This is a genomic window from Alcaligenes sp. RM2 (genome assembly GCF_052931795.1).
The window spans coordinates 287,863-311,549 of the sequence record NZ_JBRFIO010000004.1 but is presented as its reverse complement, the minus strand read 5'-3'; the positions used below and the strand labels follow the sequence as shown (position 1 = coordinate 311,549).

Sequence of the window (23,687 nt, the reverse complement as noted above, 5' to 3'; positions counted from 1 at the left end):
CCAAGGGAAAACTTGCCCATCTCCATCTACTGGTGCGCAATCATCGCTACTGATTACTAACGGCCAATTACCCAGCGCCAAACGTTCAATACCACGCCCTGCTACCGTAAACCCACGACCGGCCACGGACAATTGATTGCCACGTACCCATCATCCGCTTCAAGGTCTAAGGACGAAATGGAGCATCATCAATAGGCGAAGCCTCGCCCGTCAAGTGAGCCGCCAGAATCGCCGCGCTACCGCAAGCCAAGGTGAAGCCCAATGCGCCGTGGCCTGCATTCACCCACAAGCGACCGGCCAGCTTGCTGGCCCCCACAACGGGCTTGCCCGAAGGCGTAGCAGGACGCAAACCGGCCCAGGTCTGCGCCTGCTCCAGCGGCAGGCCAGGGAACAGATCCTTCACCTGTTGCTTCAAAGTTGCCATACGGGCAGCGGGAATATCCAGGCCATCAAAACCAATATCTACCATCGCGGCCATACGCAGCACTTCACCCAAACGGGCATACACAATGCGCTGTTCGTAGTCGGTCACGCTGATAGCCGGCACGGCCTGATTCAAGCCTTCCAAGGGGAGGCTCAAACTATAGCCCTTCAGCGGGTAGATCAGGGGACGGCCACCCAGCTGACGCAGTAAAGGCACCGTACCCATCCCGCTGGCAACAACAAACTGATCCGCCTGAATCTCGCCTTCAGCGGTTTGCACCGCACGGATATCGCGCCCTTCCATTACAAAGCGCTGCACCGGCGTGTTCAGCTTCAACTGGTAGTCGCTGTCGTTTTGCATGCGCTCGTGCAAGGCCACGGAAAACAGATAAGCGTCGCCCGCTTCTTCGCTAGGCGTGTAAATCGCACCCTGCAAGCGCAAGCCCAACGCCTGCAAAGAAGGTTCCAGCTCCAGCACTTGGGCCGCTTCCAGCACTTGTTGTGACGATCCCATATCCGCCTGCAATTGCGCCTGTTCACGCGCATGCTGGAACGGGCCAGGGCTGCGGAACACAATCAATTTGCCATTGTTTTGATGGGCAAACTCCAGATTGAAGCGCTCTTGCCAGTCGTGCAGGATATCGCGGCTCAGATAGGACAAGGTCAACATCTGCGCGGTGGTACGGCGCACCACATCGCCTCGGCAAGCTTTCAGAAAATGCAGCAGCCAGCGCCACTGCTGCGGGCTCAACGCAGGCTTGAAGCGCAGGGGCGAGTCTTTATTCAATAACCAGCGTGGCAAATCCTTGAACACACCGGGATCGGCCAGGGGGGCCACATAGCTGTAGCTCAGTTGTCCGCCGTTGGCAAAGCTGGTCTGTCCGGCTACTTGCGAACCGGCTTCCAGTACCGTGACCTTCACCCCTTTCTGGCGCAACATGAACGCGGTGCTCATCCCAATGACACCGGCGCCAATAATACATACATGCATGGAAATACCCCCAATAACTGGCCTCTATTGTCTTGGGGGTCGCTGCAGAGCGCCAATGAATAGTTGGCGCACTCCATAACCCTGGGTTATGGAATCAGCGTTCTACTCAATCCGGAAAACGGCATTCCAGCAGAGCCTGCCGGATGTGGTCCAACACACGTTCACGCGAGCCAGAACCGGCATCGTCGTGAGCCGTCAAAATGCTGACTGGAATTGGCAAAGGCTCGGGCAGGCGGTGTATGGCAAGGCCTCGGCCTTGCATGGCTCGGGCCGTAACCAGATCCACCAGGGCCTCGCCCACCTGTTGTAAAACCAGGCCACAAGCCACGTAATGGGTCTGCACACGCATGAAGGGGGCAACATCGGGGACATAGCTTTGCAGCAGATCTTCCACCATCGCGCCAACGGGATCGTCAGCGTCCAAAGCGATGAAAGCACGCTCGGCCATCTCCTCCCAATGGCGTAAGGGTGCAACGCCCGGCAAGGTAACGTGCACCAGTTCGGTATGGGCCAGCACCTGCTGTTGCACACCGGAAGACTCGCCCTGATCAAAGCTCATCACCATATCCAGGTCGCGCGTCTCCAGAGCTTGCAAGAGCTCCCCGCTGTGGTGTGTGCGCAGCTCGAAACTCATGGCCGGGTGAGCCCGACGACAACGGCTCAAGGCCACCGGCAATAGCTCCAAACCAAAAGCCGGGCTGCTGCCAATACGCCACAAGCCTTCATGGTGGGAGCGCAGATTACGCGCCAAGCGGCTGACGTCATCCAGATTCTGATGCAGACGCGCAACGTAGGGAGCCAGAATGCTGGCCTCACGCGTAGGGATCAGGCGACCGCGCACACGGTCGAACAATCGAAAGCCCAGCTGCATTTCTGCAGTCGCCAACATTTTGCTGGCCGCTGGCTGAGAGATATGCAGCAGCTGCGCGGCCTGCGTCAACGAGCCGCCACGGCAAATCGCATCAAAAATTTCCACATGCCGCCACCGCATCGACTGGCCCTCCTGCTGCGTGCTGGTCTGAAAACAACTTATTATCCTGCAACTTGGCCTGACATAAAACGCGTCAGCCCCCATGGCTTACTTGGTATCCTATAGCCCTTTGAGTCTTTTGCCGTGCGCCAAGCGCCGGGCGAGCTTATGGCTGCCAATCCTTATAAAAAACGCGAACCCAATATCCGTGAACAAGTCTACGGCATGCTGCGCCAGGACATTGCCTTGGGCAAAATCGGTTTTGATGTGCGGCTGGTGGATAACGAAATTGCCGCCAGCCTGAATGTCTCACGCATGCCGGTGCGCGAAGCCTTGCTGCAACTGAAAAACGAAGGGGTGCTGGAAGGAACATCGCGCGGTTTTGTATTGCGGGTCTACACCGCCCAGGATATTGAAGATATTTTCTCGGTACGCCTGTTGCTGGAACCGCCTGCCGCCAAGCTGGCTTGCGTCAATCAAAGCAGAGTGGGCATGCAGGCCATGGAACAGGCCTTGAGCCGTATTGAAGCTACCCATCAGCAAGGCGATCCCATCGACAATATTCAGGCCAACTGGGCGTTCCGCAGCGCCTGGATCAGCATGGTGCCCAACAAGCAGCTGGTCGATACGATGGCGCGTCTGCATGACCAGGCCGATCAGGCCCGGATTGCCTGCTTGCAAGACCCTCAATTCCGTCTGGAAACCATGCAGCGGGCCAAGGGGATTTGTCAGGCTTTCAGCGAGCGTCAGGAAGAGCAGGCGGCCCATCTGATCATGGAAAATCTGGTCATCTGCTGCTCGGCTTACTGCCTCAAGCAGGCGGAGCTGCTGGCTTAATGATTCAGCATAAGCAGGAAGCTGCAAGGCAGGCGGTGATTGCCGCCATCGATGCTTCCTGCTCAATCACCGGCAATATAAAGCCCCGGCTGTAACCCATATACAAGGTTTAGCCCATCAGCCCAAGCAATTGCCTTGTGTGCTGAAGACAGCGTCCCCTCTTGGTTCCGGAACAGCCCACGCACAACAAAAAAAGGCGCCGTAGCGCCTTTTTTCTTCAAGCCATCACGTCTTTTAGTCCAGCGTGATTTCCAGGGCCTTGATGGTTGGTCCCATGGCCTGAGCATCGTGCTCGATCAGATCAGCAAACTCTTTGGGAGTGGAAGGCTCGATCTGAATGCCGAAGTCCACGAATTTCTTGACCACTGCATCCTCTTTCAGGACAGCCGTCAGTTGCTCGGTCAGGCGGGCTACGTCCTCGTCAGGCGTACCGGCTTTGGCCGAAATACCCCACCAGATGGTAAATGCCACATTGGGGATACCGGCTTCGGCAATCGTAGGCACGTCTGGACGCAAAGGGCTGCGCTCGGTTGTCGCAGCGGCAATGGCGCGCAGGCGGCCATCTTCCAGGAAGCCACGGCTGCCCGTCAGCACGTCAAAGATAAAGTCGATCTGGCCGCTGACGGCATCAATCAAAGCGGGGCCTGCGCCCTTGTAAGGCACGTGCACCAGACGAGCGCCGGTTTCTTTGCGCAGCATCTCGCCCAAAAGATGAGTGCCCGTACCCATACCAGGCGAACCGTATGTCAGCTCCTGCTTCTGCCCTGCAGCCACCAGATCCTGAACCGTCTTGAAGGGGCTGTCTTTATTGACCAGCAGGAACACCGGCGCCTTGGCAGCCAGCGTCATGGGGATCAGGTCGGTAGCCACGTCGTAATTCAGACGTTGGTACAGGTGGCGGTTCAAGGAGTAAGCACCGCTATCGGCCAGGAACAACACTGTACCCAAGGAGCTGGGGTTGGCGTTTTTCACCACGTTCATGGCAACCTGGGCACCCGCACCCGGGCGGTTTTCCACAATGACTTTCTGATCAAAGCGTGTGCCCATTTCCTGAGAAATCACCCGCGCCAACTGGTCAGCCGCACCGCCCGGTGGGTAAGGCACAACCAGCGTCACATTCTTGTTTTGAGCATGGACCTGTGCACCCAACATCAGCGCACAACACGTTGCTAATTTAAGCCATACCTTCATTGTTCTATCCCCGTTGCCCCTGTGGGCTTATTCAAAGTCATTGTGAAGCACATTGGCTCAAACACGTGAGCCTGGCCTGTTTGTTGCTGATCAACTGTCGTCCATAAACCTGATCAACCGTCTTGCTGGCTATCCTGCTCCGGCCTGCAAAACGCCCCCTTTTCTGTCCTTGCTCCGCCCCTGGTTTGCGCGAAATACCACTGCCTGGTGAGCTCTGCTACTTCGGGTTTTTCCGGTGAAGGACAGGAATTTCAAAATAATATATTGCAGTATACTGTTTGCAGGATATTAGTAATTTCACCCATGCATATCGGCTTGCCGCCTTGATCGCGCGTTGGCCGGGAGACAGATAGATCATGCACGCCCATTCCATTCCTGCTTCTGAATTGCCGCTGTTTTCAATACCTGCCACGCAACGCACGGTACCCGCCCTGTTGCGCCTGCGCGCAGAGCGCATGGGTGATGCTCCGCTGTTTTCAGACCGCAACACTCACTACACCGGCCAGCAAACCTTGCACAGGGCCGCTGCCAGTGCCAGCCGATTGAGCCGTGCCGGTATCAAACGTGGCGACCGTGTTGCCTTGCTGTGCACCAACCGCCACGAATTCCTGGATATGGTTCTGGGTTGCGGCTGGCTGGGCGCGATTGTGGTGCCTATCAATACGGCCTCGCGCGGGGCGCAGTTGCAGCACATCTTGTGCAATAGCCAAGCCAGTTTGCTGGTAGTGGAAACGGATCTGACGCCGCTGCTGGCCGATGTGGACCTTGGCGCTACCGCCGTCCAGCAAGCCTGGTTGATTCAAGGCCAGGAAGCGGCACAAACACTGGCGGTGAGCACCTGCGATCTGCCTGCTTTGGGCGATTACTGCGAGCCTGCCGATATAGGCCCCGGCGATACGCTGGCCATTCTGTACACCTCCGGCACCTCGGGCCCTTCCAAAGGCGTTCAGTGCCCGCACGCCCAGTTCTACTGGTGGGGCATTTACACTGCCAGCAAGCTGGGCATGAAGCCCGATGATGTGCTGTACACCTGCCTGCCCATGTTCCACACCAATGCCTTGAACACGTTTTTCCAGGCTCTGGTCAGCGACGCCTGCATGGTGGTGGACAAGCGTTTCTCGGCCAGCCGTTTCTTCGACAATCTGTATGAAACCGGCGCCACGATTACCTATCTGCTAGGCGCAATGGTGCCTATCTTGCTGTCCAAACCTGAGACGGCGGCAGAGAAGCTGCACAAGACGCGCATAGCATTAGGCCCGGGTGTTCCCGAGCAGTTTCATAGCCAGTTTCTGGAGCGCTGCCGCATGCATCTGCTGGATGGCTTTGGTTCTACCGAGACTAACTATGTCATGGGCCGTGGCATTCAGGAACAGCGCAATGGCTATATGGGCCGTGTGTCGGAAGGTTTTGAGGCTCTGGTCGTGGATGAGCACGACAATCCCTTGCCAGACGGTGAAGTGGGCGAACTGTTACTGCGCGCCGATGAACCCTACGCCTTCGCGCTGGGATACTACGGTCAACCGGACAAGACAGTCGAAACCTGGAAAAACCTGTGGTTCCACACGGGTGACCGCGTCGTGCGCGATGCGGATGGTTACTACCGCTTTGTGGACCGCCTGAAGGACATGATTCGTCGTCGTGGTGAGAACATTTCCTCCTACGAAGTCGAGCAGGCTTTGGCCAGCCATCCTGCGGTCCATACGGTTGCTGTCTATGCCGCCAAGTCCGAGCTGGCCGAAGACGAGGTCATGGCCATGATTGTGTTGCGTCCGGATTGCACGGTCAGCTGCGAGGAGCTGCTACAGCATTGCGAGCGCCGTCTGCCTTACTTTGCCGTACCGCGCTTTATTGAGTTTGCCCAAGTCTTGCCCACCACGGAAAATGGCAAGATTCAGAAGTTTGCCCTACGTGATCGCGGCATTGGTCCCAACACCTGGGATAGAGAAAAAGCAGGCTATCAGGTTCGCCGCTGATGGCTGCCACAGGAATTCAATATGACGCCTAATTTCAATCTGGACACGGTGCGCCTGCTGGGCGCAACCGAGGTCACCTACACCCGGCGTGGTCAACTTGGCACCTCCGAGCTGCTGGCCCAGGCTTTCAAGCAGTCTCTTGCCGCAGCAGGTCTGAAGGCCAGCGACATTGATGGTCTGGGGGTAGCCTCCTTTACCCATGCACCGGATCGGGCTATTGATCTGGCCTGGAAGCTGGGCTTGAAGGTAGGCTGGATCATGGATGATAGCAATGGCGGCGCCAGTGGCCTGAATATTCTGCAGCACGCTATTCGTGCGGTTCAGGCGGGTGATGCCCGCTGTATTGCGATTGTGGCCGGGGATCATTTTCAGGCCAAGGACTTCCAGCAACTGGTCGAAAACTATAACCAAACAACTTACGATCATTTGCGGCCTTTGGGCGCGGGCAGCCCGAATCATCGCTTTGCCATGCTGACGGCGAATCAAATGCGCAAGCTGGGTTTGGAGCGAGAGGACTACGCAGCTCTGGTCATGCGCCAGCGGCTATGGGCCAGCATGAATCCGGGTGCTGCGTATCGCAGTCCCATGAGTCTGGATAAGTACTTGAATGCGCCTCAAGTGGCAGATCCTTTGACGCGACTGGATTGTGTGCCGGTGGTGGATGGAGCCAATGCCTTGATTGTGATGCGCGCGGATCATCCGGCGGCGCAGAATCAGCCTGCGACTACGGTAAAGGCTTTACGCAGCTTTCATAATATTGATGATCAGCAAGGCGATGGTTTGAGCACGGGTTTGGCGGCTTTGGCTCCGGCTTTGTGGGCGGACTCGGGGCTGAGTCCGGCTGATATGGATGTCCTCAGTATTTATGATGACTACCCCGTCATGGTTCTGGCTCAATTGCAGGATTTGGGCTTCTTTCGGGCTGATAACGCCAAGCAGTTTATTCACGAGTCGATTGCGACGGGACGTGTGCCTTTGAATACCTCTGGCGGGCAATTGTCGGCTGGGCAGGCCGGGGCTGCTTGCAGTCTGCATGGACTGGTGGAGGTGATGCGTCAGTTGAGCGGTCAGGCGGGGGAGCGTCAGGTGGCGCAGGCTCGTTACGGTTTGGTCACGGGATACGGCATGGTGGAGTATCGCTATGGCATGTGTTCGACCGCGCTTGTTTTGGAGGCCTTGTGATGAGCCCTTCTGTATTTCGTTGTGTGCAGTGTGATCATCGGATGTTTCCGGCGCGGTTCTTGTGTCCGAGGTGTCATGGGGATGAGTTTCTGGCTGAGGGGTGTGCGTCTGGTGTGGTCACAGAATTGACGCGTAGTGCCATCTCTGGCGAGGAGACTGGGGTGTATATGCTGGCTACGGTTGCCAGCGATGCGGGGCCGGTGTTGATTGCTCGTGTGCTGGATGAGGCTGTCCAGCGAGGGGATAAGGTCGCTTTGGCTTTGCGGGATGGCGGGATCTATGCTGATCCTGTGCGAGAGTAAAGGCAGTTTCTCAACTGCTTTCTTTGGAATGGCTCGATTGGATGGGGTTGGGTTTAGATGCCCAGAGTGTAGAGATCAGGGTGACTCAAGGTTTGGAGTCAACCACTGTTCGACGCGATGAAGAAGGTGGCTATAAGACGCTGATTAAGGGGCTGTCCCGGTGTTGGGGCTGGCAACTTGCCGGCGCTATGCGCCGGTGCCCTGGTCAGATAATCGCTACGGGCGCACCTTGAACTCGTCCGGTGGTTTGTCCCCCGGACAAACCACAAACGTCGGACTCAAACAGCAAGGTGCTTGCACCCCTGCGCAATTATCTGCCGGCGGCAAGTCACCTGATCCGCCCCAACACCGGGACAGCCCCTCAATCAGCTCACAGCATCTTTTATCGGACGATTGCTGATCGGGGTTTGAATGCTCCGACTTAGTGTTCTTAACGGGATCGCTGATCGTAGTAAAGGTTGATCGTGGAGCTGCTGGATGAAAGGAATTGCTTGGAAAGATGGGAGTAAACAGTCACTGTCCTAAGCCCGTACTTGCCAATGTCTGAGTGCGCTTTACTACACAGGTTAAAAACGTAGCGGCTTATGCGCTTAAGCCTTAAAAACTGACTTGAACGCTGTCGATACACACACTGCCTGCGTCCTGCTCGGCTCCAGAATCGACCTCAGCAACAGGCAGAAAAATCATTTAAGTTTTTATGCGCCGCTTCCACATCAATCACTTTGCTGCACATAAATAGGCGGCAAAAAATGGTCAGCACTATCGAGCATAAAAAAACCTCAGTTTGGCATCTGCCGAACTGAGGTTTTTTAGTTTGGAAAGCTTTTCCAGACTCCAGCTTTCTTCGCGGGACAACATCCTTATTGTCCCGCTTTCAGACTGCCTGCTCTGTCTTAGCCGATCAGTCCTGGCAAGCCCACGGCAATCCAGGGAACGAACAAGACCAGGGCCAGGATGCCGACTTCTATGACCAGGAAGGGCACAGCGGCTCGGTAGATGTGGGGCAAACGGATGGACGGGGGTGCCACGCTTTGCATCACGATCAGCAACAGGCCAAACGGTGGCGTCAGCAAGCCGATCTCCAGTGCGATCAGGATCATTACACCCAGCCAGACGGTATCCACACCTGCGGCCAGAGCCAAAGGCATGAAGAAGGGCAAAGCGATCATCATCATGGAGATTTGGTCCAGCACCATGCCCATGACCAGCAGCACCAGGAGCATGCAGATAACCAGCACGAAGGGCGACAGGTCGTAGTCTTTGATCATGCCCAGGAAGCCTGCGCTAGCTCCAGAAAAGCTCAGCAGCTGGGCGAAGGTGGTGGAGGCGGCTAGGATGAACAGGATCACAACCGACACTTTGGCAGTTTCGATCAGGCTCTTCCACAGTGCTTTCAGGGTCAGGGCACGGTAGGCGATGGTGGCGATCACCGAAGCCACGACGCCGATCGCGGCCGACTCAGTGGGCGATGCCCAACCGGCCAGCATCGAGCCAACCACCGCAATAAAGATACCCAGCAATGGCACGACGTTGAACACGAAGGGTTTCCACAAGGCCCAGCCTTTCAGGCGAGTGGCTGGATCTTCGTCGCTCATGGGCGCGTCTTGCGGACGCAGGCGGCTGCGCACGACCACGTAGGCCAGGAAGCCTGCTGCCATCAACATGCCGGGCAGGATGCCGCCAATCAGTAGTCGTTCAATGGAGATGCCCGCCAGGCTACCTAGCATGACGGCCAGAGCCGAAGGTGGGATCAGCATGGCGATACCGCCTACCGCCATGATGGGTCCCATGGCCATGGTGGGGTGATAACCGCGACGCAGCATTTCTGGCAGCATCACGCCGCCCATCATGGCGGTGTTGGCAATGGACGAACCCGACAATGTAGCGAAGGTCGTACCGCCCAAAATACTGACGATGGACAGTTTGCCCGGCACGCGCGAGATCATGCGTTCGATGGAGTCGATGGCTTTGAAGGCCAATCCGGTGTGGAACAACACCTCGCCCATCAGGACGAATAATGGGATGGGCGTTAAGGAAAAGCTGCCAATAGAGGCGGTGGTGTTACGCGCCCATTGGGCCAAACCAGCCGCTTCACCCAGAAACAGCCACGCGCCCAGCAAGTTCACGGACAGGAAGGCAAAGACCACCGGTGTGCCGATGGCCATCAAGAGAAAAAGTGATCCCAGCAGCAGGATCAAGGCCATGTGCCATTCCATGCTCAGACTCCTTGCTCAACAGGACGGGAAATCAGGCGGCGCAGGAATTCCAGCGCCAGCATGGATGCACCAAACAGCAAAGGCAGATTCAGCCACCACTCCGGGAACACCAGGGCTTTAAATACCATGGCTCCTTGCTCGTGAGCATCCAGAGCGACGACGGCACATTGCCAGGCCAACACACCACAAACCACCAGACCTAGCAGGTTGGAGATCAGGTCCAGCAAGCGCTGGACAAACGTGGGCAGATTGTTGAACAGCACGTCGATACGGATATGGCCGCCCAGGTACAGCACCCACGGCGCTGCCACGAAGGTGGCAATGATCAGCATGTATTCGGTTACTTCCACGCTGGTGGACAGCGCGTCGTAACCCAGGTTGCGCAGCACCACGTCGGCACAAACCAGCAGGCTCATCAGCCCGAAAGTCAGCGCCGCAACGGCTCCGCAAGCGTTCATTAACAGAGCGTAAGGACGCCCCCAGGTCGTGTTGGAAGGCTGGCCTTCCGGGGCAGTTGCAGCAGACATCGCGTCTTCTCCGCAGATCAAAGTCACTGAAAGAGCGGGCATCTTGCCGCCCGTATGGCACCATCAAAAAGTGGACACTGTCCCCAAGGGCGCAATGTCCACTGTCAAAAACTACGTAATCAGCAATCTTGTTTAAGGCTGATAACCACCAAACAGTTCGCGCAGTTGCGCGGCGTATTTGGGGCTGGATTTATCGATACCGGCCCAGCCTGCTTCGTAAGCCTTGGTACGCAAGGCACGAGCTACGTCAGGTTCCAGAACCAAGGCTTGCACACCGGCTTGTTCGGTAGCCGCTTTTTCATCAATTGCCATCTGGTGTTCTGTCACGTTCTGCGACTCCATCCACTCGATTTGCTTGCGCATGAAGGCTTTCTGGTCTTCGTCCAGTTTTTCCCAACTCTTCTGGTTCATGAAGAAACCCACTTCCACGTTGTAGAAGCCTGGCTCGACACGGTATTTGGTCTTTTCATGCCAGCCCATTTCCATCACGCCTACGGAAGGCCAGCCATAGCCGTCCACCACGCCGCGCTCCAGCGCGGTGTAGACCTCGCCCGGTGGAATCTGCAGCGGCGTTGCGCCAATTTCGCGGAAGAAGGACAGGTACACAGGCACGCCACGCAGCTTGAAGCCCGACAGGTCTGCCGAGGTCACAGGCTTGTTGGTATAGATGTGGTATTGCAAACCATCTGTCGTACGAGCCAGCCAGGTGATGTTGGCTTTCTCGCGGTGAATCTTGTCCATCAGCTCGTAGCCGCCGTTCTGACGCAGCTCGCTCATGGGTTTTTCCGTCAGCGTCAAAGCCAATGCTTCAGGCACCAGATTGGCGTGGAATACGGCTGTGGTATTGGCAAAATCAATCACGCCGGAACGTAGCGCGTTACCTACCTCGAAAGGAGGAATGGCCTCTGGACCACCAATCACGTTGATCTGCACCAGGCCCTTGCCTTCTGCGTTGACCTTGTCCACAAACTGTTTGAAGCGCTTGGTAAAGAAGGTGTCCATCGTAAAGACAGATACCGCTTTCAGCGTTACTTCCGCTGCCTGCGCGCCAGCCATTCCCAAAGCCAGCAAGGCCGCTGCCACCACCCGAGTTGTTTTATTCACCATGACGGAACTTCCGCAGAAAGGTTTGTTATGAAATTTTAGTTTAGATATAAATATATCAATAATCAATTATTTATAAGTCGGGGTTTTCACTAAGCACGCTACGGACCCATAAGGTCTGGCGCCGATATTGCACCTGAATTCTGTATGCGGACGGCCTGCTGTATCATCACAGACTTCTAGTTTTATTGGCTTAAAAGGTATTACCCATGACATTTTCCGCTGTGCTGTTTGATTGTGACGGTGTGCTGGTAGACAGCGAGCCAATCACGGTTCGTGTACTGCGGGATATGTTGCAAGAAGAAGGCTGGGTGATGACTTATGAGCAGTGCTATGACTGGTTCATTGGCAAGGCGCTACCCGACGAGCTGCCCACCGTGCGCAAGATGACAGGTAAAGATCTGGATATGGAATGGGTGATGGCCTTTCGCATGCGCCGCAACCACGCACTGACCAATGAAGTCATGGCCATTCCCGGTATTCAGGACACGCTGGATGCGATCCTGCGCGACAAGCCCGGCATGATTGCCTGCGCGTCCGGCGCTGACCGCGCCAAGCTGGTGTTGCAACTGGGCCAGACTGGTCTGCTGGATTACTTCGGCACCCATATCTATAGCGGCGCTGAAACGCCACGCAACAAGCCATACCCGGATGTCTATCTGGCCGCCGCTCAAGGGCTGGGCGTTGACCCGCAACAATGCCTGGTCGTGGAAGACAGCGTGACTGGCGCAAGTGCAGGCCTGGCCGCAGGCGCCACGGTGCTGGGCTACTGCCCGGTTCCTGATAAGGAGGAGGATTTGCGCCGCCTGGGTGTGCGTGACACCTTCCGCCGCATGGACGAGCTACCCGCTTTGATCGCCAAGTTGGAGCAGGAACGGGTACAAAGCTGATTCACAGCGAAGCAATAGAAAAGGCGCTGTGTTTTAGGCAGTTTCTTCAAAAGAGGGAGATCCCACCTGTTGGAACTGCTCAAAACACAGTGCCTTTTTTGCCGCCAGACCGTCTTAAGACTCGGTGCCGCCAATAAAAAGCCCCCTCGGGCGGCAGCAAACCGAAAAGCGTAGTGTGGGGCCTTTTTTCTGTTGCCTAGTCTTCCAGATGGAAGGTGTGCAAAATTCTATGCAGCACAGGGGCAATAATCAGACCGAAAGTCGCGGCCAGTACCAGACTGATATACGCGCCATAAATGGCAAAGAATACCTTGCCAGCCCACGTTTCAGGCAAGGCCATCGGCCCCAGCCCACCGACCATCATGGCGGCATTCAAGGCCGCATCGTGCCAGTGCACATTCTCTTCAAACCACATATGGCCCAATGCACCCAGCATCAGAGAAAAGGCCACAAAAACAATACCGATAAGGGCATGCGCCAACAGGCGCTTGGTAAATTGCCACCCCGAAATCAAGGGCTGATCGCGCGACTCGTACATATCATTAAAAAGTATTAGCCTGGACCGTTAAAGAAGCTAACCATTGGCTGACCTGCAAGGACAAGGCATCTGTGGCCTGCCCAAATGCTTCAACCACCTGTGGCACGGCCGTGCCGACAACATCCTGTTGAGCGACAAAGCGACGGGTCTGAATCAACTGGCCCGAGCGCTGATCGCGTACTAGCGCATCAAACTGAATCCGTACCCGTGGGGCGCCCTGAATATACTCGACCTGGAATGCTCCCAGCGTCCCGCCCACTTCCACATCAGCGATGACAGATTCGGTATCCAGCACAACCGCCCGGAACTGAGCCGAGTCACGCAAGGCATCGGCCAGTCGATTACGCAACAAGGCGGGCACATCGTCACCCCAGCGTACGCCTTTGTAGGCACTTAGCTCGTTACCTTGAGGCAGAACCGTAATGCGCGAGCTGGCCAGCAGGCGCTCGGCGTGGGGCCGGTTCACCTGAATAATCAGACTCTTATGCGAAGCGGGCGCTTGCTGGGCCTTCAAACTGGTAGCGGGAAGCTGATAATACGTCAGGGATTCGGCCTGAGGCAGGACCGAGCAGGCGGTGGACAAAACGGCCAGACCGACTAGCGATACCTGCAAGAAACGACGCACAACAGTGGGCATCATGGTGTGAACTCCTGTAATTTGTCGCGACCCAAGAGGTACCCGGCTGGATTATCTTCCAGACGGGAGGTGACGGCACGGAAACCGGCCAGCACCTGACGCAATTCACGCAAGGCGGGTTCGATCTCGGTCAGACCCTGAGCACCCCGGCCAATAGCGGCCGAATTCTGCTCCAACAGCTTGTTCAAGCTTTGTGTGGCACGGCTGAAATCCTCCATGGATTTCTGGATGGCATTCATGGCTTGCGTACCCTGACGGTCTACCAGACCTTGTGTAGACGACAGCAAGGTGGTGGCTTGCTGGCTGGCCTGGGACAACTCCTTGACCAAGGATGGCACGCCTTCGCTAGCGGTCGAGAGCTGGCCCATCAAGGCTTCCAGCTTTTGCAAACTGGCGGACAGGGACTTGGAGTTCTCGGACGACAAGAAGGTATTGGCGTTCTCCAGCAGCTTGGAAATTTGCGTCATCAACTCTTCACCACCGGCCATCAACTGAGCCAGAGGGGAAGGCGAAGCCACGATCATGGGCAGGTTATCGCCGGTGGCTTCCAGCAAGGGGCTGTTCGGTGTCCCCCCGCTAAGTTCAATCACGGATTGGCCGGTAATGCCAGCCAGTGCCAGGCGAGCCTGGGTATCTTCGTGAATAGGGATGGCGGCCTGAATTGACACTTGCGCACGCACACGCTGCAAGTCGTTCGGGTCCAGGCGCAGCGAGCGCACCTCACCAACCCGCAGGCCGTTGTACTGCACGGCGCTGCCACGAGACAGACCACGCACACCTTCCAGAAAGACAATATCGTAATCGCGGGTCTCGGCATCTTGCCCCGCCTTGGCCAGCCAAAGCGAGAACAGGACAGCAGCCACAGCCACTACCAAGGTAAAGACCCCGATCAATACATGATGGGCACGCGGTTCCATTAACTATGCTCCTGACGACGGTTTTGGGCCTGTTCGGCGGCCCGTCCCCGTGGACCGTGGAAATATTCCCGGATCCAGTCGTTATCAACTTGCTCTACGCGCGCCAATGTGTCGTTAACCAGCACACGCTTTTGCGCCAGCACGGCCACTCGATCACAAATGGTGTAGAGCGTATCCAGATCGTGTGTAACCAGAAACACGGTCAATCCCAGCGCATCGCGCAAGGTCAAAATAAGCTGGTCAAAATCCCCCGCACCGACCGGGTCCAGCCCGGCAGTGGGTTCGTCCAGAAACAGAATTTCCGGGTCCAGTGCCAGAGCACGTGCCAGAGCGGCACGCTTGATCATGCCACCGGACAGCTCTGCCGGATATTTGGTGGCCGCGTTGGCCGGCAAACCCGCCAGAGACATTTTCATGGCGGCGATATGTTCTGCAGAAGACCGGGACAAGCCAATATGCTCGATCAGGGGCATGGCAATGTTTTCCACCACCGTCAGCGAGGAGAATAAAGCCCCTTGCTGGAACAGCACGCCTAAACGACGCTCCAGCCTCGAACGGGCTTCGGGCGACAACGTGCCTATTTCCTGATCAAAAATGCGTACTGTGCCGCCAGTAGGCGGGCGCAATCCCAGAATGGAGCGCAGCAGCACGGACTTGCCCGTGCCGGAGCCGCCCACCACGCCCACGATTTCACCAGGATACACATCCATATCCAGATGCTCGTGCACAACGTGATCGCCAAAGCGATTGTCCAGGTCACGTACTTGAATAATGGGACGAGCGGTGGCCTCTACCATCCCATCTCCATGAAGAACAGCGCTGCCAGCGCATCAATCAGGATCACGATAAAGATGGACTGCACCACCGCCGAGGTCGTGTGTTCACCCACGGACTGGGCGCTACCGGTGACTTTAAACCCTTCCTGGCAACCGATGACGGCAATCAAAAAGGCAAAGATCGGGGCCTTGGCCATACCCAGCACAAAGTGCCGCAAATCAATATCCTGATTGAAGATATTGATGAACATGGTGGGTGAAATATCCAGAATCAGGGCGCAGACCAGCCCACCGCCAAAGATCCCGGCCACCATACCCACAAAGGTCAAAATAGGCATGGCCAGCAACATGGCCAGTACACGCGGAATGACCAGAATCAGCATGGGATTCAAGCCCTGGGCGCGCAAAGCGTCGATTTCCTCGTTCGCTTTCATGGAGCCGATCTGCGCGGTAAAGGCACTGGCGGTGCGGCCTGCCATCAGGATTGCGGTCAAGAGCACTGCAAATTCACGCAAAAAGGAAAAGCCGACCAGGTTTACGGTGTAAATGGTGGCACCAAAGTCCGCCAACACCGTCGCCCCCAGAAACGCAATCACCGCGCCCACCAGAAAAGTCAGCAAGGCCACAATAGGGACGGCGTTAAAGGCCGTCTCTTCCAGCTGCGCCACGATCGACGTAACGCGCCACTGGCTGGGCCGCAGCATGTTCAGAATCAGGGTTTCCAGCGTCAGGCCGATAAAACCCAACAGCTCGCGCACATTGCGCGAAATATGGACCATGGACAAGCCCACGCGCTCGAACAAATCTGTAATGCCCCAACGCGCCGGAACCAACTGCTCATGGTCCATGCGGCTCATCGCCTTGGCAACGGTTTGCAATAATTGATGGCGCTCCTTGGACAAGCCTTGAGCACTGTCCAAGGCCGCCTGCACGCGCTCGGCACCCAGCCATTCGCACAGAACTTGAGCTCCCGTGGTGTCCAAGGACTTCAGTTCGCTGAAATCCAAAGACCAACGGCCCTGCTTGTCACTGAGCGAGCGCAAACTGCTTTGCAGCGCTTCGTAGTGACGCAAGGACCAATCGCCTAGCAATTGCAGCTGGCCGGAGGAATCTGTACGAACATACAGAGGCACGGACGTATTCATGCGCATAGTCTAATGGATTTGCTCTGAGAGCTTCCATAGCGCCGGCTACTTTTTCATGCTTTGTGGACAATTAAGCAGGCTGTAAGCAGGTCAAACAATCCGGCAACATTTCCGCTATATAAATACGCCCATCCAAACCGGCGGACAGGCCGTGCCCGTACACGCCTTGTACCCGGCAACGTCCCACCAAGGTGCCCGAATCCGAGTCGAACAAGGACAGACTGGCCGTTTGGTCACTAACTAACACCGCACCGTCTGTTTGCACAGCTACCGCCATGGGCTTGTGCATGGGACGCAGCTCGCCCAGATAACGGCCTTGCCCATCCAGATGCTGGACACGGTTGTTCTCCCGGTCAGCCACCCAGACCGAGCCGTCGGCGGCACAGGCCAGCATATGGGGGGTGCTGAACTGCAAGGGACCAGAGCCCGGCGCGCCTAATGCCGCCAGCCATTGGCGTTGCGGGTCAAAGCGATGGACCACCGTATTGCCGTAGCCATCGGTGACCCATAAGCCCCCATCGGCGCACTCGACAGCATGCGTGGGATGGTTGAAGGGCTCTTGCCAGCGAGGCTGCTCGGGTTTGCCCAAACGCCATTGCTCATTGCCTTGGGCGTCCAGCGCCAGAACCTGATGCCCGTCCAGATCCGTGACCAGCACCCCACCTTGCGGCCGGGCGCTGATATGGTGCGGACACAGGATTTCCTCCAGAGGCCAGCGCGCCGACACCTGCCCATCCGGTGCCAGCACCAGCACGCAGGCCGGGCGACGCAGCAAGGCGGCGATGCGCCCATCAGCCAGCACCGCCACACTGGTGATACTGCTGATGTCCGCCTGAGTCCAGGCGCGCTCTACCTTGTAGCGCTGAGAACCCAGAGTTACGTAAGCCATTGCCATCTCCCTTCCCCCTTACATGGCGTTGGGCAAGACCATGACGATTTGCGGGAATATCGTCACCAGGGCTGTCGCCAGAACCAGCAACAGGAAAAACGGAAACGCCATGCGCACCAGCTCAAACAGATTGCGTCCGGTAATGCCCTGAATCACAAACAGGTTAAAGCCAATAGGCGGGGTGATCTGCGCCATTTCCACTGTCAGGATCAGGTAGACACCGAACCAGATTGGATCAATACCCGCCGCAATCACGGCAGGCAGCAAGACCGATGTGGTCAGGACCACAATCGAGATGCCATCCAGGAACGCACCCAGAATCACAAAAAACACAGTCAATACGGCAATCAAGGCGTATTGGCTCAGACCCAGGGAGCCGATCCAGGCGGCCAGATTCGCAGGCAGTCCGGTAAAGCTCATGGCACTGGTCAGGTAAGCAGCACCGATCAGGATGAAGGAAATCATGCAGGAGGTCCGTGCCGCCCCCAGCAAACTCTCCACAAAATTCTTCCAGTTAAGCGATCGTCCAAACGCAGCGATGACCAAAGAGCCGATCACACCCAGCACCGCGGCTTCGGTGGCGGTGGCGATACCGCCGTAGATCGAGCCGATCACCGCCATGATCAGCAGCACCACGGGCAAGAGCAAGCGCAGACGGCGAACTTTCTCGCCCCAGGTCAAGGTTTCGACATCAGCAGGCACACGGTCCGGGTGGCGCAAGGACCAGATCGCGATGTACAGCGAGAACAGGCACATCAGCATGATGCCGGGCAGCACACCCGCCACAAACAGGCGGATGATGGAAACCTGAGCAGCAACGGCATACACAATCATCACAATGGACGGTGGAATCAACAGGCCCAAGGTCCCTGCTCCGGCCAGGGAGCCAATGCTGATGCTGTCGTCGTAGCCGCGCGCTTTCAACTCGGGCAAGGAGATGCGCCCGATGGTCGCCGCCGTTGCCGCCGAGGAACCACTGACCGCGGCAAAGATACCGCAACCAAACGTGTTCACGTGCACCAGTCGCCCAGGCAAACGCTGTACCCACGGCCCCAGGCCGCTGAACATATCTTCAGCCAACCGCGTTCGATACAGAATTTCCCCCATCCAGATAAACAGGGGCAAGGCCGTCAAGGCCCAACTGGCCGAAGAGTCCCAGGCCTTGGTGGCAAAGATAATGCCCGCAGGCGCGTCGGCATACAGAAAGATAGACAAAATACCGCAAGCGATCAGAACCAGCGCCACCCACACGCCACTGGCCAGCAAGGCAAGCAGAACAACAAACAGCACTATTGCCTGAGATAAATCAGCCATGTTCAGTTGCCTCCAGTGTTTGACCTTGCGCCGCGTGCAGCAAGCGCCGCAACAACATCAGGGTCAACAATCCCAGACCAATCGGCATACCCAGTTGCGGAATCCACAGAGGTACCGCCACCATGCCCTGGGCCACTTCCTTGTAGATAAAGGACTCATAAACAAAATGAGCCGTCTCCCAAGTGCACCAGGCGGCCAGCACCAGACCAATCGTGGTGGCCAGCAGCTCGTACGGGCGATGCAAACGCTCAGGAATCACCTGCAGCAAAAGCGTGACGCGGATATGATCCCCGCGCAACATGGCATAAGGCAGCGCCAGGAAAATAGACGCCGCCATAAACCAGCCCGCAAAGTCATCCGAGGCGGGTATTTGCATGGAAAACAGGCGCGCCACAATCTGCGCAGTCACCACAACCCCGATCAAACACAGGAAGAATGCGGCCAGTGCGCCGCAGACTCTGGCCATACGCTCCAGAACGATCATGGACGCACCCCTTGCTTATGGTTGACGGTAAGCGTCAAGCAACTTCTGACCATCTGCACCGGCTTTCTTCAGCCACTCTTCGGTCATGGTTTGACCAATCGCGTGCATTTCGCTGGACAGTTTTTCGCTGAGATTACCCACTACCATGCCTTTATCCGCCATGGTTTGCGTCAACTTGGACGTTTGCTCGCGCGATATGGCCCAACCTCGCTCCTCGGCACGTGCACCCGCATCCAGCACGGCTTTTTGCACAGTTTCAGGCAGGCGCTGGAAGGCGCGCTTATTGATGATCACAAAGCTTTGTGGAATGAAGACCTGGGCGTCGTAGTAATACTTCACGTAGTCCCAAGCCTGCGAATCCACCCCGGTTGCGGGCGAAGTCAGCATGGCATCAATAATGCCGGTAGAAAACGCCTGAGGCACTTCGGGTGTTTGCACCGTGGTGGGCACTGCTCCCATCAAGGAAACCAGGCGGCTGGTAGCGGGGCTGTAGGCACGGAAACGGACACCAGCCAGATCAGAGAGCTGCTCCACCGGCTTTTTGGTGTAGATGCCTTGTGGTGGCCAGGGCGAGCCATAGACCAGCACAATGCCTTGCTTGTCCAGACGCTCGGCCAGGAAGGGACGAGTGGCTTTCCACAGTTTTTCCGACTGATCGAAGGACGAGGCCAGGAACGGCACACTATCGACCTCGAACAAAGGATCTTCGTTGCCAATGGCCGCCACCAGCATTTCACCAGCCTGGACCACACCTTGCTGTACACCGCGCTTGACCTCGGGGCGCTTGAGCAGCACCGAGTTCGACTGCACGTTGATATTCAGTTCCCCGTTGGTGGCCGCCTTGATGTCTGCCGCAAACTCACGCGCGTTTTGCGTCAGGAAGTTGTTATCAGGCTGCTCGGTACTCATGTTCCAGTTGGTCGCCGCCTGCGCGGTGCCAGCCAGCGCCAGAACGCAAGCCATGGAAAGTAGTTTTTTGATCATGATGTCGCTTCTCCCAAGAATTGAGGTGATGGCCGCCTTATGAGCGGCTTGCATTCAGATCCCGTGACTGCAGATCCCACAACAAAGAAAACTCGGATACATCGTTGGTCGCCACCCCCAGATCCTGCTGCAAACGGGCAGCCAGGGTACGAGCGGCATTCAAGGTGGTCAGATCCGCCACCAGGTAGGGGTCCAGGCTGCGCTGCTGCGTATCCTCGGACGGCAAAGGGGTCGAAAGCTCTGGGTCTGGCGTCAGCACACGCAAGGCCAGCAGGCCATCGGTCTGTTCCAGATAGGCGGCACATTGACGTGCCAGGGCTTCCCGTTGAGCCACCTCCGGCACACGCACCAGCAAGACCACGGCCCCGGTGCCAACCCCTCCCAGCAAGGACACCACCATCACGCGCCGCTGGGTATTGCTCATGCGGGCAAAGTTGGTATTGGACCAATCCGTTTGCTGCTCAAAGGCCTTCTTGTATTCCGCCGTCCCAAAAACCCGCAGGGACTCGGTGCGATACAAGGCCAGATACTTGCGCCCGGCGCCTTGACGCACATAACGGCGCGACCATTGAAAACCCGGTATGGCAGCGCGTTCAGCCATGTGCTCGCGCTCATACCATTGATTGAAATCCTGCTCATGCTCTGGGGCGATGTCTGTCCAGATGAACAGTTCCCCCGGCGCATCACGATCAGTGCGAAAAGTAGCAGACACGACAGCCCTCCCGAATCAAGGTCATTGCACACTCTTTGTGGGAGTGTCCAACGGCTGCCAAGCAGATTCCAAACGGTTTATTTCAGCCTGGGGCAATAAGAAAAAGCGATCAGATCAAGCGAATGGCGCGGTATATAGATTATCAAGCAAGCCCACGCTCAGTACACATGCGCAGGCAAGGGGAAAACCCTCAAAGGCTAAATCGCGAAGACACGCGTGTCTGGCGGGGGTAAAGCCAGGCCAGGATGCTGGGCAGCAAAATGGTGCATGCGCTCCAGCGCCACGCCAATCACCGCTTGAGCGGTCTGCGTTAAAGGGTCGGGCCGCCAACTGGCAACCAGGCGCAAATCAGGCAAGGCATGTTCGCAAACAATTTCCTGGTACAGACCGCTATCCAGCTGACGGCTGACTGCCGCCAGGGGCAAGGTGGCAATGCAAGGCTGGGCTTCGATCAATTGCGTGCTGGCGGCAATTGAAGAAACGTAGTGAATCCGGGCCTGATCCACAGGCAAGGGCTCAAGCAGCTGCACCAAGGCCAGATGCGGCTGGGAACCACGAGGGAAGGTCACCAAAGGCCAGCGTTGCACCAGCTCCTGCAAACCGCTGCGTACCGGCATGGACTCATCGGCCATGCATACCCAGCCCATGCGCATGGAGCCCATGGGCAAGTTGCGTATGCCGTCCCCCATGATGGGGTCGGTCTGCAAGGCCACATCAATGGTGCCGCGCTTGAGCAAGTCGTGAAGGCGCAAGGTGGACTCGGCGGTCAGCTCAATTTCCAGTTCGGGGTAGAGCGCATGCAGCTGACGAATCAAATCCTTGAACCAGGTATGCACAATGGACTCGACCACGCCCAGGCGCACCCGTCCACTCAAGCGGCTGGAGCCTGCCAGAGCTTCACGCAAATCATGTTCCATGCCCAGCATCTGCTCGGCGTACTGCATCAATTTTCGACCTGCGGGAGTCAGGCGTAGATCGCGGTGGCCCCGCTCGAACAGGGTTTTCTGGAACTCGGCTTCCAGGGCTGCAATCCGCCCCGACACGGCGGCTTGTGTCAGATGCTGCTTGTTCGCTGCCGCACGGAAACTACCCAAACGGGCAATCCAGATAAAGGTTTCTAAAAAGCGGATATTCATGCACCTGTCCTTTCAGGCTTCATCAGGGCGGCCAGATGATATTGGCTACGCAGCTCACCGGGAACGGACACGATCAGACCGGCACCATCACCCACAAAGGCCTGCGTGGGCAAAGCATGGCAATGGGACTGACCGGCGGCAATCCGCGCATGGCGCAGCAAGGACACATGCGGGCGAAAACGACGCGGCGGCTGCGTCCAGCCTAAAGCACTCAGCTTGGCCCAGATCTCATCATGCCACTGCTGCAAGGCCGCCAGTGCCTGAGTTTGCGACTCGTCCGGCCCGGCCCACACTACCCTTGGTTTCTCGAATACATCCCGTATGGTCAGATCCAACTTGATCTGCGGCACCGTCCATTGCGCCATCTGTGTCGCCAAAGTCTGCAGATCCGACACACGGCTGCCGTCCAGAAACGCCAGGGTCAAGTGAAAGTGATCAGGCTGCATCATCCGCCCGCCATAAATCGCATGTGCGTGCAGCGCCTGCTCCGCCAGCCAGGCGCGGGTTTGCGCGTCTGGCCACCAGCCAATGAAAGCGCGAAAAACGTGTTCGGCACCTGACTGCTTCAGGTCCAGAATGGGCAAGGGAATCGTCATCAGCAAACCCTCAAACAAGGCAGATCAGAAAGCGGGGCGTCTAGCCTAGGCCCTGCACAGGCGACGCGCCAGATCGTACACAATATCCAGAGCCGGCAGTTGCGTGCGACCCGACAAACGCACCAAGGCATAGTGCCCGGACAAGGAAGAAGAAAACAGGCCCAGCGGCACCAGATCACCGGCATCAATATCGCGCCGTACCGCCGCCAGCACACTCATCAAGACCATATCGCTATCCAGTACCACATCGCGCTGAATGCTGAAGCTATCACAACAAAAGCGTACAAAGCTGTCGGGATGGCCTTGGGCGCCAAACTCGGCAATCAGACGGTCGGTCAAATCATCACTGATCACGGAGCAGGCCACGGGATACTGGCTGATCGCAGCAAAGTCCAGCGACTCCAGCTGCAACAGCGGGTGGCCTTCGCGTACCAGCATATCGCCTTCCATGGCAGGCAAATACTCAATATCCAGGCCACGCACATCAGTCACCGCGCTGACGTCCAGCACCACCATATCGTAGTGTTCCCGGCGCAAACCTTCGATCAGTTCCAGCGTGCGGCCAATCACCGCGTCCACACGCAAACGCGGGTACTCGTCGAGCAGCGCCACCATGCACGGATGCAGCAAGACCGCGGCGGGGGTCGAACTTAAGCCCAAACGCAGACTGCCCGCGTCCTCGCCCTGCAGCAAGGCCAGCTCGCGCTGCAAGGCACGGCCTTCCTGCAAAACCCGGGGGGCTCGCTCCAGCAGTACCCGACCATAAGGCGTCAAGAAAATGCGCTGACTGCTGCGATCAAACAGCGGCACACCCAGCTCCTGCTCCAGAGCCTGAATGCTACGGCTCAAGGCAGACTGGCTTAAGTGGACAGCTTGCGCGGCCCGGTGAAACGTACCGTGTTCGCAAACGGCCACAAAGTGCCGCAGCTTGCGAAAGTCCATGCTTGTCCCCT

General features: G+C 57.1%; 24 protein-coding genes. 5 read left to right on the top strand and 19 right to left on the bottom strand.

Annotated features, from left to right (window positions below):
- Window positions 1-166 precede the first annotated feature (166 nt).
- Window positions 167-1,414 (bottom strand): D-amino acid dehydrogenase, encoded by a 1,248-nt coding sequence (locus tag ACU6HM_RS15195; RefSeq protein ID WP_009460169.1) that lies wholly within the window; start codon window positions 1,412-1,414, stop codon window positions 167-169.
- A gap of 106 nt (window positions 1,415-1,520) precedes the next feature.
- Complete coding sequence (locus ACU6HM_RS15190) at window positions 1,521-2,405, bottom strand: LysR family transcriptional regulator (protein WP_026483813.1); 885 nt, start codon at window positions 2,403-2,405, stop codon at window positions 1,521-1,523.
- Window positions 2,406-2,552: 147 nt separating this feature from the next.
- Here ACU6HM_RS15190 and ACU6HM_RS15185 point away from each other — a divergent pair, with 147 nt between their 5' ends.
- Complete coding sequence (locus ACU6HM_RS15185) at window positions 2,553-3,221, top strand: GntR family transcriptional regulator (protein WP_009460173.1); 669 nt, start codon at window positions 2,553-2,555, stop codon at window positions 3,219-3,221.
- Between the two features lie 234 nt (window positions 3,222-3,455).
- Here the strand turns inward: ACU6HM_RS15185 and ACU6HM_RS15180 are convergent, their stop codons facing one another.
- Window positions 3,456-4,412 (bottom strand): Bug family tripartite tricarboxylate transporter substrate binding protein, encoded by a 957-nt coding sequence (locus ACU6HM_RS15180; protein WP_031232798.1) that lies wholly within the window; start codon window positions 4,410-4,412, stop codon window positions 3,456-3,458.
- A 356-nt stretch (window positions 4,413-4,768) separates the two neighbouring features.
- Here ACU6HM_RS15180 and ACU6HM_RS15175 point away from each other — a divergent pair, with 356 nt between their 5' ends.
- From ACU6HM_RS15175 to ACU6HM_RS15165, 3 genes are all read left to right on the top strand, one after another.
- Complete coding sequence (locus ACU6HM_RS15175; protein ID WP_250756469.1) at window positions 4,769-6,385, top strand: ATP-dependent acyl-CoA ligase; 1,617 nt, start codon at window positions 4,769-4,771, stop codon at window positions 6,383-6,385.
- Between the two features lie 21 nt (window positions 6,386-6,406).
- Window positions 6,407-7,567, top strand: coding sequence for a thiolase family protein (locus tag ACU6HM_RS15170; RefSeq protein ID WP_446764011.1), 1,161 nt, complete (start codon window positions 6,407-6,409; stop codon window positions 7,565-7,567).
- 167 nt (window positions 7,568-7,734) lie between these two features.
- The gene (locus tag ACU6HM_RS15165) at window positions 7,735-7,869 is read left to right on the top strand and encodes a hypothetical protein (RefSeq protein ID WP_274984788.1); all 135 of its coding nucleotides are present in this window, start codon (window positions 7,735-7,737) and stop codon (window positions 7,867-7,869) included.
- 893 nt (window positions 7,870-8,762) lie between these two features.
- Here ACU6HM_RS15165 and ACU6HM_RS15160 read toward each other — a convergent pair.
- The 3 genes from ACU6HM_RS15160 to dctP all read right to left on the bottom strand — a co-directional run bounded on the left by ACU6HM_RS15160 (window position 8,763) and on the right by dctP (window position 11,719).
- The gene (locus ACU6HM_RS15160; protein ID WP_369326087.1) at window positions 8,763-10,085 is read right to left on the bottom strand and encodes a TRAP transporter large permease; all 1,323 of its coding nucleotides are present in this window, start codon (window positions 10,083-10,085) and stop codon (window positions 8,763-8,765) included.
- 2 nt (window positions 10,086-10,087) lie between these two features.
- Complete coding sequence (locus ACU6HM_RS15155) at window positions 10,088-10,612, bottom strand: TRAP transporter small permease (RefSeq protein WP_009460178.1); 525 nt, start codon at window positions 10,610-10,612, stop codon at window positions 10,088-10,090.
- A gap of 132 nt (window positions 10,613-10,744) precedes the next feature.
- On the bottom strand, window positions 10,745-11,719 hold the full coding sequence (gene dctP / locus ACU6HM_RS15150; protein ID WP_009460179.1) for a TRAP transporter substrate-binding protein DctP: 975 nt from the start codon (window positions 11,717-11,719) through the stop codon (window positions 10,745-10,747).
- A gap of 206 nt (window positions 11,720-11,925) precedes the next feature.
- Here dctP and ACU6HM_RS15145 point away from each other — a divergent pair, with 206 nt between their 5' ends.
- Entirely contained in the window at window positions 11,926-12,606 is a 681-nt protein-coding gene (locus ACU6HM_RS15145; RefSeq protein WP_446764010.1) for an HAD family hydrolase, read from the top strand.
- A 196-nt stretch (window positions 12,607-12,802) separates the two neighbouring features.
- Here ACU6HM_RS15145 and ACU6HM_RS15140 read toward each other — a convergent pair whose 3' ends face one another.
- The 13 genes from ACU6HM_RS15140 to ACU6HM_RS15080 form a co-directional block, all read right to left on the bottom strand.
- On the bottom strand, window positions 12,803-13,144 hold the full coding sequence (locus ACU6HM_RS15140; RefSeq protein WP_042484679.1) for a hypothetical protein: 342 nt from the start codon (window positions 13,142-13,144) through the stop codon (window positions 12,803-12,805).
- 4 nt (window positions 13,145-13,148) lie between these two features.
- Window positions 13,149-13,784 (bottom strand): ABC-type transport auxiliary lipoprotein family protein, encoded by a 636-nt coding sequence (locus ACU6HM_RS15135; protein ID WP_321216823.1) that lies wholly within the window; start codon window positions 13,782-13,784, stop codon window positions 13,149-13,151.
- Window positions 13,781-14,698 (bottom strand): MlaD family protein, encoded by a 918-nt coding sequence (locus ACU6HM_RS15130; protein WP_035268619.1) that lies wholly within the window; start codon window positions 14,696-14,698, stop codon window positions 13,781-13,783. The genes ACU6HM_RS15135 and ACU6HM_RS15130 overlap by 4 nt, the downstream gene beginning before the upstream one ends.
- Complete coding sequence (locus tag ACU6HM_RS15125) at window positions 14,698-15,495, bottom strand: ABC transporter ATP-binding protein (RefSeq protein ID WP_009460197.1); 798 nt, start codon at window positions 15,493-15,495, stop codon at window positions 14,698-14,700. The genes ACU6HM_RS15130 and ACU6HM_RS15125 overlap by 1 nt, the downstream gene beginning before the upstream one ends.
- Window positions 15,489-16,625: an ABC transporter permease gene (locus ACU6HM_RS15120; protein ID WP_009460199.1), complete on the bottom strand. Its 1,137-nt coding sequence runs from the start codon at window positions 16,623-16,625 to the stop codon at window positions 15,489-15,491. Before ACU6HM_RS15120 ends, ACU6HM_RS15125 begins: the two co-directional genes overlap by 7 nt.
- Window positions 16,626-16,689: 64 nt before the next feature.
- The gene (locus ACU6HM_RS15115) at window positions 16,690-17,508 is read right to left on the bottom strand and encodes a peptidylglycine monooxygenase (protein ID WP_446764009.1); all 819 of its coding nucleotides are present in this window, start codon (window positions 17,506-17,508) and stop codon (window positions 16,690-16,692) included.
- A gap of 18 nt (window positions 17,509-17,526) precedes the next feature.
- A complete protein-coding gene (locus ACU6HM_RS15110) occupies window positions 17,527-18,822 on the bottom strand; it encodes a TRAP transporter large permease (RefSeq protein ID WP_250756467.1) in 1,296 nt (431 codons plus the stop codon).
- Window positions 18,815-19,306 carry a TRAP transporter small permease gene (locus tag ACU6HM_RS15105; RefSeq protein WP_035268627.1) on the bottom strand — a complete coding sequence of 164 codons (492 nt, stop codon included), beginning with the start codon at window positions 19,304-19,306 and terminating at the stop codon, window positions 18,815-18,817. The genes ACU6HM_RS15110 and ACU6HM_RS15105 overlap by 8 nt, the downstream gene beginning before the upstream one ends.
- Window positions 19,307-19,321: 15 nt before the next feature.
- Complete coding sequence (locus ACU6HM_RS15100) at window positions 19,322-20,290, bottom strand: TRAP transporter substrate-binding protein (RefSeq protein ID WP_446764008.1); 969 nt, start codon at window positions 20,288-20,290, stop codon at window positions 19,322-19,324.
- 37 nt (window positions 20,291-20,327) lie between these two features.
- Entirely contained in the window at window positions 20,328-21,002 is a 675-nt protein-coding gene (locus ACU6HM_RS15095; RefSeq protein WP_446764007.1) for a hypothetical protein, read from the bottom strand.
- A 197-nt stretch (window positions 21,003-21,199) separates the two neighbouring features.
- Window positions 21,200-22,138 carry a LysR family transcriptional regulator gene (locus ACU6HM_RS15090; protein WP_009460222.1) on the bottom strand — a complete coding sequence of 313 codons (939 nt, stop codon included), beginning with the start codon at window positions 22,136-22,138 and terminating at the stop codon, window positions 21,200-21,202.
- Entirely contained in the window at window positions 22,135-22,734 is a 600-nt protein-coding gene (gene thpR / locus ACU6HM_RS15085; RefSeq protein WP_250756465.1) for an RNA 2',3'-cyclic phosphodiesterase, read from the bottom strand. Before thpR ends, ACU6HM_RS15090 begins: the two co-directional genes overlap by 4 nt.
- A 45-nt stretch (window positions 22,735-22,779) precedes the next feature.
- The gene (locus tag ACU6HM_RS15080) at window positions 22,780-23,676 is read right to left on the bottom strand and encodes a LysR family transcriptional regulator (protein ID WP_446764006.1); all 897 of its coding nucleotides are present in this window, start codon (window positions 23,674-23,676) and stop codon (window positions 22,780-22,782) included.
- Window positions 23,677-23,687: the final 11 nt, after the last annotated feature.